This is a genomic window from Allobosea sp. CRIB-10 (assembly GCF_900112185.1).
In the GTDB taxonomy this organism is placed as follows: Bacteria; Pseudomonadota; Alphaproteobacteria; order Rhizobiales; family Beijerinckiaceae; genus Allobosea.
Map to the genome: position 1 here is coordinate 476,210 of NZ_FOKP01000001.1, position 12,704 is coordinate 488,913.

Annotated in this window: 12 protein-coding genes; 2 read left to right on the forward strand and 10 right to left on the reverse strand. The window is 66.5% G+C overall.

Annotated elements, in window-relative coordinates; genetic code table 11:
• Nucleotides 1–213: 213 nt before the first annotated feature.
• The gene (locus BMZ69_RS02220; RefSeq protein ID WP_092154318.1) at nt 214–564 is read right to left on the reverse strand and encodes an ArsC family reductase; all 351 of its coding nucleotides are present in this window, start codon (nt 562–564) and stop codon (nt 214–216) included.
• A 182-nt stretch (nt 565–746) separates the two neighbouring features.
• Between BMZ69_RS02220 and BMZ69_RS02225 the strand changes: the two genes are divergently transcribed.
• Nucleotides 747–1,328, forward strand: coding sequence for a phosphoribosyltransferase family protein (locus tag BMZ69_RS02225; RefSeq protein WP_092154320.1), 582 nt, complete (start codon nt 747–749; stop codon nt 1,326–1,328).
• A gap of 18 nt (nt 1,329–1,346) precedes the next feature.
• Here BMZ69_RS02225 and BMZ69_RS02230 read toward each other — a convergent pair whose 3' ends face one another.
• Nucleotides 1,347–1,829 carry a 2'-5' RNA ligase family protein gene (locus tag BMZ69_RS02230; protein ID WP_175506630.1) on the reverse strand — a complete coding sequence of 161 codons (483 nt, stop codon included), beginning with the start codon at nt 1,827–1,829 and terminating at the stop codon, nt 1,347–1,349.
• 211 nt (nt 1,830–2,040) lie between these two features.
• Entirely contained in the window at nt 2,041–2,916 is an 876-nt protein-coding gene (locus BMZ69_RS02235) for a helix-turn-helix domain-containing protein (protein WP_092154324.1), read from the reverse strand.
• A gap of 126 nt (nt 2,917–3,042) precedes the next feature.
• On the opposite strand from BMZ69_RS02235, the gene pobA reads away from it, so the two are divergent.
• Nucleotides 3,043–4,212 carry a 4-hydroxybenzoate 3-monooxygenase gene (pobA, locus tag BMZ69_RS02240; RefSeq protein WP_092154326.1) on the forward strand — a complete coding sequence of 390 codons (1,170 nt, stop codon included), beginning with the start codon at nt 3,043–3,045 and terminating at the stop codon, nt 4,210–4,212.
• Between the two features lie 27 nt (nt 4,213–4,239).
• Here pobA and BMZ69_RS02245 read toward each other — a convergent pair whose 3' ends face one another.
• From BMZ69_RS02245 to BMZ69_RS02275, 7 genes are all read right to left on the reverse strand, one after another.
• The gene (locus BMZ69_RS02245) at nt 4,240–4,653 is read right to left on the reverse strand and encodes a GFA family protein (protein ID WP_092154328.1); all 414 of its coding nucleotides are present in this window, start codon (nt 4,651–4,653) and stop codon (nt 4,240–4,242) included.
• A gap of 40 nt (nt 4,654–4,693) precedes the next feature.
• A complete protein-coding gene (locus BMZ69_RS02250; RefSeq protein WP_092154334.1) occupies nt 4,694–5,158 on the reverse strand; it encodes an SRPBCC family protein in 465 nt (154 codons plus the stop codon).
• Nucleotides 5,155–5,484 (reverse strand): ArsR/SmtB family transcription factor, encoded by a 330-nt coding sequence (locus BMZ69_RS02255; protein WP_092154336.1) that lies wholly within the window; start codon nt 5,482–5,484, stop codon nt 5,155–5,157. Before BMZ69_RS02255 ends, BMZ69_RS02250 begins: the two co-directional genes overlap by 4 nt.
• Before the next feature lie 93 nt (nt 5,485–5,577).
• Nucleotides 5,578–6,975 (reverse strand): mannose-1-phosphate guanylyltransferase/mannose-6-phosphate isomerase, encoded by a 1,398-nt coding sequence (locus tag BMZ69_RS02260; protein WP_092154338.1) that lies wholly within the window; start codon nt 6,973–6,975, stop codon nt 5,578–5,580.
• A 150-nt stretch (nt 6,976–7,125) separates the two neighbouring features.
• Entirely contained in the window at nt 7,126–8,553 is a 1,428-nt protein-coding gene (locus BMZ69_RS02265; protein WP_244543167.1) for an HlyD family type I secretion periplasmic adaptor subunit, read from the reverse strand.
• Nucleotides 8,550–10,292 (reverse strand): type I secretion system permease/ATPase, encoded by a 1,743-nt coding sequence (locus BMZ69_RS02270; RefSeq protein ID WP_092154340.1) that lies wholly within the window; start codon nt 10,290–10,292, stop codon nt 8,550–8,552. Before BMZ69_RS02270 ends, BMZ69_RS02265 begins: the two co-directional genes overlap by 4 nt.
• 149 nt (nt 10,293–10,441) lie before the next feature.
• On the reverse strand, nt 10,442–12,679 hold the full coding sequence (locus tag BMZ69_RS02275; RefSeq protein ID WP_175506631.1) for a right-handed parallel beta-helix repeat-containing protein: 2,238 nt from the start codon (nt 12,677–12,679) through the stop codon (nt 10,442–10,444).
• Nucleotides 12,680–12,704: the final 25 nt, after the last annotated feature.

The following is a 12,704-nucleotide window of genomic DNA, read 5'->3' on the forward strand; positions in this document are numbered from 1 at the left end:
TCGCGAAAGAGCCCTGTGCGCCGGGCGGGGCTGTGCCGACAGCCGGGCGCCTCGCAGTGTTGCGCTCAACCTCCACCGTCATTCCGGCCGCAGCGAAGCGGAGCGCCGGAATCCATCGTAGAGCTCTTGCCATAGAGATCTTGAGCCCTTCGATGGATTCCGGAGCTGCGCGGCTACGCCGCTTGTCCGGAATGACGATTCAGACGAAGACTGTCAGCGACCGGCGAAGGCCGCCTCGTAGACATCCGGCTTGAAGGCGAGGATGCGGCGCTCGCCGAGATCGAGCACCGGGCGCTTGATCATGGTCGGCTGCGCCAGCATCAGCGCGATCGCCTTGTTCTCGTCGAGGCCCTGCCGGTCGGCGTCGGGCAGCTCGCGGAAGGTCGTGCTCGCCTTGTTCAGCACCTTCTCCCAGCCGAGCTCGCGGCACCAGGCCTCGAGATGGGCCTTGTCGATGCCGGAGACGCGGTAATCGTGGAAGGCGTAGGGGACCTTGTGCGCGTCGAGCCAGCTCCAGGCCTTCTTCATCGTGTCGCAGTTCTTGATGCCGTAGAGCGTGACCATCGTCCGGGCCGTCCCTGATTTGCCGTCAGCGCGGGTTGGCATGATGGCCGTTGGAGATCAAGCGACGCCTCCGCGGAGCCTCGGCGCATGAGGCCCAAAGCCATTCGGTTCCCCTCGCGCTCCGTCATGCTATCGGTAACGATGGCGCGTATCGGGCGAGCAGAGAATCGAATGGACGTGTCATGATCGATCGACTTGATCCACTCGCGACGGGCGACGACGATTTCGACATTCCGTTCCGCCCCTGGAAAAATCATCCCGCCGCCGGCGTCGATTTTCCCGATATCTCGATCACAACAGTCGACGCGCCCCTGACGCGACGCATGGTGGACGAGTTGGCACAACGAGTTCCGGCGAAGGTCGAGATCCTTGCCGGCATCGACATTGGCGGGCTCGGCCTCGCCGGCGCGCTCGCCTGTCGCAGAGGCCTCGGCTTCTTCGACATCCGCAAGGTCGATTCGCTGCGCAACGGCGTGATGCGCAGCATCATGGCGAATTACGAGCTCGGCGAGGGCGTCGTGATCTCGAAGGGCGCGCGGCTGGCGGGGCGCCATGTCGCGATCATCGACGATTGCCTGATCTCGGGCGGAACGGCGCTGGCGGCGGCGCGCCTGATCCGCCGGCTCGGCGGCCATTGCGACACGGCGCTTTTCGTCTTCGACATCGAGGGCATGGGCGGGCGTGAGCGGCTTGCGGGCGGCGGCATCACGGCAGAGGTGTTGCGCACTGTCCCGCGGATAGCACCGGAAGGAGAAGGCGCCTAAGCGGACGCTGCGCGGTCATCAGCTGCCCAGTGACCAGCGTGCGAGATGGTCGTGGCGGCGCGCGCCATGGACGCTGCGGATCAGGACGAACTCGGGAACGGTGAAGCTTAGCCGAGGGATGTCGATCCGGGGAACGGGCAGCCTGTCGTAGAGCAGAGTGATGTGCGGATTGAACCGCTCGTCGACAGGTATGCTCGCCGCCTGCATGGCATCATGAAGGCGTCTTTGGAGTGCGAGCAAGGCGGGCAGCGTGTCACTCGCAGTCAGGACCAGCGACCGCTTTCCGTACGAGCTACCAAACGCTTCCGCTTGGTCAAAAAAGATATCGAAGCGTGGCTTGTGAATTGACGCACCAATCTGCTTCAGAAGATCGACGATTCCAGGCGGGGCTTCGCCGAATGCGCCGATACCGCACAGGCTGACATGGTAGCGATCGGGCCCGACCAGTTTGCCGCGCAGCTTCATTGATCGCCGAAGCTGACGCCCGAGCGCGTCGACCAACCGAGCGATGTCGGATGGCAGCACGACAGCAAAAAAGTAGCTGTTCCAAGCCGCGTCAGATTGGCCCTCGGCCTGTAGCGAGGGCTTCGCGGGTCCAGTGTTTCCACCTCCGCCGAATAGGTCGAACTGATCGGGAGATAATCTCCTCATCTTCGGATGATAGAACAAAATAAGAACATCAACAACCGCTGAGCACGGTCCCTGAACGCCCTCACCCCGCCGCCCGATACTCCGAGGGCGACATGCCCGCCCGCGCCGCGAAGAATCGGGAGAAATAGGCCGGGTCGGAGAAGCCGAGCCGGAACGCGATCTGGGAGACCGGCGAGCGGGTGTAGACGAGGTCCCGCCGCGCCTCGATCATCAGCCGCCCCTGGATCACCCGCATGGCAGAATGGCCGAGCAGCTCGCGGCAGACGCGGGTGAGATGCGGGCCTGTGACGCCGAGGTCGCGCGCGTAAGCATCCAGCGGTTCATGCGTGTGGAAATGGCTCTCGACGCGCTCGATGAAGCGCCTGACCAGGACAGAGCGTGCGTCACCCGCGGCGCTGACCGCGACTGCATGCGAGCGGGCGGCGCGGGCGAACCAGATCGCGATCAGCCGCGCATGGGCGGCGAGAGCGAGCTCGCGACTGCCATGATTGCGGCCGAACTCGGCAAGTGCCGCCTCCATCGCCGCCGCGAGCTCGACGATGCTGGCGTCGCCCGGCCCGCGCCTGCCGACGAAGGCCTCGCCAAGCACGGCGCCGAGCGCGGGTTCGGCCTCGATCAGCGGCGCCAGGGTCGGACTTGCGACGCTCGCGACGAAGCCTTCGGTGTCCGGCTCGAAGCGAAACTCGTGGATCACCAGCGGCGGCAACAGGAGGACGGTACCGGCGACAAGCCGGTGCTCGACGCCGTCGACCCGCACCAGCCCGCCGCCCGAGGCGATCAGGAAGAACTGGGCCATGTCCTGATGGCGATGCGGCTCGATCCGCCAGTCGCGCGGGGCGCTGCGGGCGCTGATCCGCTCGATATGCAGCGCGTCCGGGAACCGCTGCTCACGCGGCTCGTCATAGAGCCAGTAGGCCGGCACCGAGGCGAGCGTCATCTAATCAATCCAATGTTCGTTTTGTCCAATAGGTTGGATGAAAGCTCCATTCCGATCAAGCAAGAACGATGGCACTTTCGCGTGAAAGTACCGGGCGCTGCGCCCTTTGGTTTATGGGAGGACGCCATGCGCACCCAGGTCGTGATCGTCGGCGCCGGCCCCTCCGGCCTTCTGCTCGGCCAGCTCTTGACCCGCCAGGGCATCGACAACGTCATTCTCGAGCGCAAGAGCGCCGACTATGTGCTGTCGCGCATCCGGGCCGGCGTGCTCGAACAGGGCACGGTCGACCTGTTGCATGAAGCCGGCGTCGGCGCGCGCCTCGCGAGCGAAGGCTTGCCCCATGACGGCTTCTCGCTCGCCTTCGAGGGGCACCTGCAGCGCATCGACTTGAAGAGCCTGACCGGCAAGCAGGTGACGGTCTATGGCCAGACCGAAGTGACGCAGGACCTGATGGAAGCCCGGCAGGCAGCCGGCACGACGACGTTCTACGAGGCCGAGGACGTCGAGCTGCACGATTTCGACGGTGCCTCGCCGCGCGTCAGCTTCGCCGTCGAGGGCAAGCGGCGCGAGATCGCCTGCGACTTCATCGCCGGCTGCGACGGCTTCCACGGCATCTGCCGCGCCTCGGTGCCGGCAGGAGCGATCGAGACCTTCGAACGGGTCTATCCCTTCGGCTGGCTCGGCCTGCTCACCGACCAGCCGCCGGCGGCGCATGAACTGGTCTATGCCAGCTCGCCCTTCGGCTTCGCGCTCTGCTCGATGCGTTCGCAGACCCGCAGCCGCTATTACGTCCAGGTCGCGCTCGACGACACCGTCGAGGCCTGGTCGGACGAGCGCTTCTTCGACGAACTGCGCCGACGCGTGCCGGACGAGGTCGCAGCGGCCGTGACGGCGGGGCCGTCGCTGGAAAAGAGCATCGCGCCGCTGCGCAGCTTCGTCGCTGAACCCTTGCGCTTTGGCCGGCTGTTCCTCGCCGGCGATGCCGGCCACATCGTGCCGCCGACCGGCGCCAAGGGGCTGAACCTCGCGGCCAGCGACGTGCACTACCTGTTCGAGGCGCTGCGCGAGCACTATGCCGAGCGCTCCGATGCCGGGCTCGACGCCTATTCGGCGAAAGCGCTGGCGCGGGTGTGGAAGGCAGTGCGCTTCTCGTGGTCGATGACCAACCTGCTCCACCTCTTCCCGGAGGCGAGCGCCTTCGACCAGCGCGTCAGGCGGGCCGAGTTCGACTATCTGACGCAGTCGCAGGCCGCGCTCACCAGCGTCGCGGAGAACTATGTCGGCCTGCCCTATTGAGAGCGGGCAGGCCCAGACAACAGCCTGTCATCGCGGCGGCAGCTTCTCGTATTTCCTGGTCTCCGGAGGCACATGGTCCCAAGGCTGCGCGACCGAGTGCCAGAACACCATCTCCGGCTTGTAGCGGCTGGGATCATCGAGGCTGCCGGCGCGGATGATGAACAGGTCGGGAATATCGGGAAAGGTCAGGTAGACCGGTGAGCCGCAGGTCGGGCAGAAGGCGCAGCGCTTGACCGTGCCGCCCTCGCCGACGACGTCCCAGGTGCTGGCCTTGCCCTCGATGGTGACGGGCGCGCCGACGAAGCTCAGATAGGAGCTGTGGCCTGTGCCGCTCTGATGCTGGCACTGGCGGCATTGGCAGTCATTGCTCTCGATCGGCTCGGCGGCGATCTCATAGCGGATCGCCCGGCAAGCGCAGCCGCCGGTATAGGCATGGCTCATCGTGATGTCCTCACAGGTCAGGAGCAGGCGGCGACCGTCGTCAGGCCGGCTCGCCGGCGACGTCGCCGAGGCGCGGCAGAATCGTCTTCCAGCCGCGGCTCATATTCGTGAACGCGACCTCGTTGCGCGGCAGTTCGAAGCCGGAATGGACCAGGCGCACGCGCGTGCCGTTCGCCGCCTTGCTCAGCGTCCAGGTGACGACCGTGTCGAGGCGGGAGCCGTAGTCGGCATTGCCGTCGTCGCCACCTTTCCAGGAATAGGCCAGGCATTCGTTCGGGATGACCTCCAGCACCTGGCAGCGGATCGTGCCGTCCCAGGCGCCGGCCGGCGTGGTCTTGAAGGTGAAGCGGGTGCCCTCGACCGGAGCGAAGCCGGCGGGCTCCATGATCCAGCGGGCAATCAGCCTGCTGGAGGTCAGCGCCTTCCAGATCGTCTCCGGGGCGTGCGGGAGGATTTCGTCGACGACGATGTCCTGCGTCATGGGTTGCAGATCGAGGGCGGTCATGGGTCGATCTCCTTGAGAAGGGTGCGGAGCTTGCTGAACCGCTCGCGCCAGAACAGGCCGTAATGGCCGATCCAGTCGACGAGCGGCGCCAGGCCTTCCGGCTCGGCGCGGTAGAAGACGTTGCGGCCCTCGGGCCGCTCGGCGACGAGGCCCGCCTGCTTCAGCGATTTGAGATGCTGGGAGATGGCGCCCTGCGTCACGCCGCTGCCGCGGGTCAGCTCGGCGACAGTGATCTCGTCGCAGGCCGAAATGCGTTCGAACACGGCGCGACGGGTCGGATCGGCGAGCGCACGCATGACGGTGGAGACGGAAGCGATCTCAAGCATGGGAGATCAATTAGCAATTACTAATTCATTAGTCAACGCTAATTCTTTTGACCCAGCCTTGCGTGGCCGGGCCGCGGCTTCGGCCCTGCCCGCTCAGCAGCGCTGGTAGATGTCCTCGATGCGGATGATGTCGTCTTCGCCGAGATAGGAGCCGACCTGCACCTCGATGATCTCGAGCGGGATCTTGCCGGGATTGGCCATGCGGTGGACGCAGCCGATCGGCAGGTAGATCGCCTCGTTCTCGTGCACGAGGATGGTCTCGTCGTCGCGCGTCACCTGCGCGGTACCGCGGACCACGACCCAGTGCTCGGCGCGGTGATGGTGCTTCTGCAGGGACAGGACGCCGTTCGGCTTCACCGTGATGCGCTTGACCTGATGGCGCTCGTCGAGGTCGACGGAGAGATATTTGCCCCAGGGCCGATGGATCTCGCGGTGGCTGACGGCTTCCGGCTCGTGTTTCGCGGCGATCAGCGCGACGGCGTCCCTGACCTTGTCGGCCTTCGCCTTCGGCGTCACCAGGATGGCGTCGCGGGTGGCGATGACTGCGACGTCGTCCAGCCCGACGACCGCGACGACCGCGTCCTCGGAGCGGACGAGGTTGTTCGTGCCATCCACCACATAGCCGCGGCCCTGGACGACATTGCCGCCCGTGCCCTTCTCGGAGAGCTGCCAGACCGCGCTCCAGTCGCCGACATCGGACCAGCCGAAATGACCGGCGATCACCGCTGCGGTATCGGCCTGCTGCTGGGCGGACGGTTCTCCCGCAAGGGCCGGAAGGCCGGTGAGACCATCGGCTTCGAGCATGCGGATTCCGAGATTGCTTCCCGTCGCCGCGGCGTTGCCGATCGCCCCTAGGGCAGCCGCCTGGAGCCTAGCCTGCATCGTCGTCGCGTCGAAGACGACATTGCCCGAGTTCCAGAGATAGCCATCGGCGAGATAGCGCGCCGCCAGCGCAGCGTCGGGCTTGGCCGCGACATCCTCGACATCGCGCGCGCCCTCGACGATCTCCGCCCCGGGGCGGATGTAGCCATAAGCGGTCGCCGGATAGCATGGCGGTATGCCGATCGCGACGATGCGTCCCTGCGCGGCGACCGCCGCAGCCCTGGCGCAGGTTTCGACGAAGAGCTTGCCGTCCTGCACGACATGGTCGGCCGGGAAGATCCCGACGAGCGCAGCCTCGCGGCGCGCAAGGCCGAGCTCGGCGGCGATCGCGGCGGCGGAATGCGCGCCGCGCCCGGCCGGCTCCAGCACGATTTCGGCGCGCAGGCCGATCGCCTGCAACTGGTCGGCGACGGTGAAGCGCTGTTCCGCGTTCGTCACCACGATCGGCGCGTCGAAGACGTCGGGATCGGACAGGAGCCGAAGCGTACGCTGGAAAGTGGAGTCCTTCCCGAAGAGCGGAATGAACTGCTTGGGCATCGTCTCGCGCGCGATCGGCCACAGGCCGGCGCCATGGCCCGTGCATATCACGACCGGGATGATCTTGGGCATGGGTTCTGCTCCCCGAAAGCGGCTGCTGATCGCGCCGCAATACTGGAAGAGAAACCGGCGGGCTCAAGCGGCCATCTCGGCTGATCCCGCAGGCGAAGATGCCGCGCCTTCGGGCGATCGGCTCCTCCGATCGCCCTACCCCTTCTGCGCTCACTCCTCCCGGAAGCTGGAGCGCATCGAATCGGTCAGCGGCTGCATCAGATAGGCGATGGCCGTGCGCTCGCCGGTGGAGACATAGACCTCCGCCGGCATGCCCGGCCTGAGCTTGGCCCTGACCTTGGGGGGGAACCCCGACGCGGCGACGCTGACCCGCAACTCGTAGACCATCTGCTGCGAGACCTCGTCGCGCAGCGCATCGGCCGCGACCGACTTCACCTCGCCGACGGTGAAGGGCGTCGACCGCCCCTTGAAGGATGGCAGGCGCACCTCGGCGGCCATGCCCGGATGAAGGTTGTTCACGTCCATCGGAGAGATCTTGGCGGTGACGATGAGATCGTCATCCTGTGGCACGATCTCCATCAGGGTCTCGCCCGGCTTCACCACGGCGCCGACGGTATGGATCTTCGAGGCCACGACCCGCCCGGCGCGTGGCGCGCGGACTTCGGCGCGTGCCAGGACATCCTCGGCGATGCGCAGCTTCTCGCGCGCATCGGCGAGCTTGACCCGGCATTCGGCGAGTTTGGTCGAGGCCTCTTCCGTGGCGCGCAGTCCGATCTGGTTCATCTGCAGCCTGATCTCGTCATTGGCGACCGAAAGCCGTGCCAGATCAGCTTCCAGCGAGCCCATACGGCCCTGGAGGTCGGTCAGCGAGCGCTTGAGCGGATTGATCCGCGTCGCTGCGACATAGCCCTTGTCGGCGAGCGGCCGCAGGTTGGCGAGCTCGTCATTGATGCTGGCGGCCTGACTGATCGCCGCCTCGCGCTGCGCCTCGCTCGACTGATACTGTTTCTCGGACTGCGTCAGCCGCTCCTTCAGGATCGAGACTTCGAGCTTCTGGGCGGATTGGCGTTCCTTGAACAGACGCTCCTGGTCGAGCATGATCCGGCGCGCCTCCTTGTTCTCGGCGGCGTCCATCAGCTCGCTCGGGAAGGTGATGCGCTCGAGCCGGTCTATCTCGGCGGTGAAGCGCGCCTCCTCGCCCAAAGCCTGCAACACGCCGAGCCGCGCCACGCTGCGCTGCGCCGCCGCATGCGTCGTATCGAGACGCAGCAGGGTCTCGCCGGCCTTGACGTCGGCGCCGTCCCGCACGGCGATCTGCTCGACGAGGCCGCCTTCGAGATGCTGGACCGCCTTGCGATCGCTCTCGACGACGACGCTGCCATGCGCCACGACGGCGCTGTCGAGCCGTGCGGTCAATGACCAGAGCCCGCCGGCGCCGAGCGCCAGGCCGACGACGACATAGCCCTTGCGGACCGGAGCACGCCAATCGCCGCTGCCCTCGACCGGTGCGCCAGCCCGCCGGATCCAGTCCCTTGCGACAACGAGCATGGGAGCGAGACGCCGGCGCAGTTTCGGCCTGTTCAGGGCGAGCTTGATCGTGTTCAGCACGGGTTTCATCTTGTTGGCGAAGGCGTTCATCGGCGGGCCCACCTTGCCGCTGAAAGCGGCTCGACCTGCCCTGTCTGGCCACGTTGCGGCGGCTGGATGCGGGCAGCGCCGCCGCCCGGCTGCAGCAGCACCGGCAGGATCTCGTCGCGCCCGCCGACCCTGACCGCCTGGCCCTTCTGCATCAGGATGATCTTGTCGACCTGCGACAGCAGTTGCGGGCGATGGGTGACCACCACGACGATCGCACCAGCATCGCGCAGGCCCGCCAGAGCGCGCGCCAGCGCGGCATCGCCATCCATGTCGAGATTGGCGTTCGGCTCATCGAGGACGACCAGTGCCGGCTGCCCGTAAAGCGCGCGCGCCAGCCCGATGCGCTGGCGCTGCCCGCCGGAGAGGGTTGCTCCGCCCTCGCCGATCTGCGTCGCATAGCCGTCCGGGAAGCCCTGGATCAGCTCATGCGCCGAGGCGGCCGTGGCGGCGGCGACCGCTGCCTCGTCTGTCGCGTCGGGATCAAAGCGGGTGACGTTGTCTCTCACGCTGCCTGCGAACAATTCGACATCCTGCGGCAGGTAGCCGAGGATGCGGCCGCGCTGCTCGTCGGGAAAATGCCTGATGTCGTTGCCGTCGAGCCGCACGACGCCCTGGACGGGTTGCCAGACGCCGACCAGCGCCCGCGCCAGCGAGGACTTGCCGGAACCGGTCAAGCCAACGACCGCGGCGATCTCGCCGGGTTCCACCTCGAACGAGACGTTGTGTAGCAGCAGGGCGTTTCCGCTCGGGCTGCGCACGCTCAGGCCCTCGACCCGCAGCGAGCCTGCCGGATGCGGCAAGGACATCGGTTCGCCGTCCTCCGACGGCGCCTTCAAGGCCGTGCCGAGCCTCTGGAAGGCGCTGCGGGCCGAAACGAAGCTCTTCCATTGCCCGACGGCGCCCTCGATCGGCGCGAGCGCCCGGCCCATGATCAGGGAGGCCGCGAAGATCACTCCCGCGGCGATGTTCTGATGGATCGCGAGATAGGCGCCGACGCCGAGGACCGCGCATTGCAGCGCCAGCCGCAGCAGCTTCGTCGCGGCCAGCAGCGTTCCGCCCCAATCGGCCGCGACAGTGTGATAGGCGAGCGCCCGATCATGCCGGCGCTGCCACTCGCCGCGGACCGCCTTGCCCATCCCGAGCGCCTTGATGACCTCGGCATTGCGGAGCGAGGCCGTCAGCCGCTCGCTCGCGCCATGGCCGATCTCCGAGGCGCGGATCAGCGCGCCCTTGGTGATGCGCTCGTTCAGCAGGGCAACGCCGAGGATCGCAGCGGCGCCGAGCGTGGCGACCGCGCCGATCGCCGGGTGCAGCACGAAGCAGAGGGCGAGATAGATCGGAATCCAGGGTGCATCCATCAGCGTCGGCACGAGATTGCCGGAGAGCGTCGCCCGCAGGGTTTCGACATCGCGAACCGGTAGGGTCGCCGAGCCCTTCGCGTCGAGCGCGCCATGGAAGGCGGCCTCGAAGGCGGGCTCGGACAGCGCCTTGTCGACGCACAGGCCGAGCTGGACGAGCGCGCGGCTGCGGAAATGCTCGAGCGCGGCATAGGCCGCGAACAGGGCGAGCACGATCAGCGAAAGCATGACCAGTGTCGTGCTGTTCCGGCTGGTCAGCACCCGGTCGTAGATCTGCATCGTGTAGAGCGGCGACACGAAGACGAAGAGATTGAGCACGAAGGAAAGCCCGAAGAGCGAGGCAAATGCGGGCGTCAGCTTGCGGACCGTTTGCGAGAGCATTCGTCGAGTTCCCCAGCGCAGTCGCGATAGAAAAGAGTGAAGCCGGCCTGACTCCGCTTCTCGACGAGAAGGGATCGCTGCAGGCCGGCATCGTCTGGTGAGATGGCGACCCGGCTCCGCAATGGAGCCGGGTGCAGAGGGAGAGAGCCTTACCAGTGCCAGTGTGACTGCTGGGGATGCTGGTCGTTGTCGGTGTCGTCGTGACGCGACCGGATCTCCTGGAGCCAGTTGCGGCCGCCGCCACGATCGTCGTCGTCTTCGTCGCGCCGCGACCAGATCTCCTGGAACCAGTTGCGGCCACCGCCGCGACCACCCCAGCCATGGTGGCCGCCCCAGCCCGACCAGCCGCCGGGATTCGACGGAGTGTCCGGCTCGGTCTCCGGCAGCGTGACCTCGGGGATCGTGATCACGTCCGGCGGGTTCCCCGGATTCGTCACCGGGATTTCGGTCGGCGGCGTCCCCGGCTCCGCCGTGACCGGCGGGATGACCGTGGTGGGCTGCTCCGGCTCGGCCGTGACTGGCGGCGTCACCGGCGTTTCCGGCTCGATCGTGATCGGCGGCGTCACCGGCGGCTCCGGCTCGACCGTGACCGGCGGCTCCGGCGTGACCGGAGGCGTCACGGGGCTGCCGACTTCAGGCAATGCGCCGGAGAGGGACGATCCGATCGACCCAAACGGCGCCGTTTCGATGCCGTGCTGTTGGGCGATCGATCCGGCGAGGAAGCTGTAGTCGCCCGCCCCGGCATTGGCGAACCCGGCCTGATCGGTCACGACGCTGCCGACATCACCGCCGCGCTGCTGGAAAGCTGCCAGCGCGAGATCCGCGATCGTCAGCTCGCCGCCATCGGGGTTGTAGTAGACATTGTCATGAATCAGGCCCGGATCGGTCTGGTCGGTGTCGATTGTGTTGCTTCCATCGGCCGAGACCTGGATGAAGTTCCGATAGACCTCGTTGCCATCCATCGCAAAATCATCGGCGATGACGGTCGAGATACCGTAAGCGCCGTTGTCCAGCAGCGTGTTGTCATGGATCTGGTTGCCAGAACCACCATGAATATAGATGCCGGCGAACGTCGTGCCTTGGACGAAATTGCCGTAGATCTGGGCGTTGCTGGCCATGTTGTCGAGATAGATGCCGGAACTCCAGTTCTCGGCGAAGCCACCGGCCTGGGTGTTGAGGCCGCCGGCATCGACGATGTTGTTGTAGCGGATCGTATCCCCTGCCGCCCCGGAATCGTCGCCCGAGTACAGGTAGATGGCGCCGACATCGGGTGTCTGCTGGCCGGAATGACGGACGTCATTGTACTCGATGATGTTCCCGCCCGACGGATTGCCGGGATCGTAGTTGATCTCGGCAATGCCGAAGCGCGGCACATTGGTGATCGTGTTGTGGTCGATCTGGTTCTGCGCCGATTCCTGCATGTCGATGGCGCCGAACTGGACGAAGACCTCGCCCGAACGATCGATGACGTTGTTCGTCACCCGGTTGCCGCTGGTCCCGGCGGTCATCGCGATGGCGCTCGACCAGATGTGCTCGAAGCTGTTGCCCGACAGCAGATTGCCGCTGCTGTCCCCGTGCAGGGCGACGCCGACGCCGACATTGAGGAAGTGATTGCCTTCGACGACCATGCCGGTCGCATCATGCGCCTCGATCGCCGCCGTTTCCGGATCGCCCGAGCTCGCAGCCGTATCGGCGAAGGTCAGGCCCTTGAAGGTGATGTTCTGGGCGCCGTCGACGACGAACAGGCTATGAGCGTCGGAGGCCACCGCCCCTTCACCCGTGAAGCCTTCCGGAGCCTTGTAGCGGACGGTCTGCGTCGCGCTGTCGAAGGACCATTCCCCGACCGCATCCGGCACCGGCTCCGAGATGAAGAAGCGGCTCGCCGGCCCCAGGTCGTAGTTCGCCTCGGACGAGAAGGTCATGACGTTGCCGCTGACCGACTCGATCGTCAGCTTGTCATTGGCGTAACCGTTCTCGGCGAACACCGTCACCGTCTGGCCGACCTTCGGCTCATGCCCGGGCGGGAAATCGGAGGGATTGAAGGCCAATGAGTTGGTCGGGTCCCGGCCCGCTGGCACGTCCTGTCCCCAGAGCCAACCGCCCGTGATCGGGTCGTTCGGATCGATATCGGGGAAGCGACTCTCGACCTGCTTCACGCCGTTGACGGTGAGCTGCTGAACATCGGCGGCGGACACCTGCGCCGACCAGATGCCGTCCGCTCCCTGGGTCCAGCCGGAGACGGGCGTGCCGCCGCTGATCGTGACCTTCTCCCCGGACATCGCCAGGAAGGAGGATCCGGAATCGGCGGCCGTCAGATTGAGAGGGGCGTTGGCATGGTAGGTACCGCCAGCGAGGTAGACGGTATCGCCACCGCCGGTCTGGCGCATGGCTTCAACGGCTCGCTCTAACGTT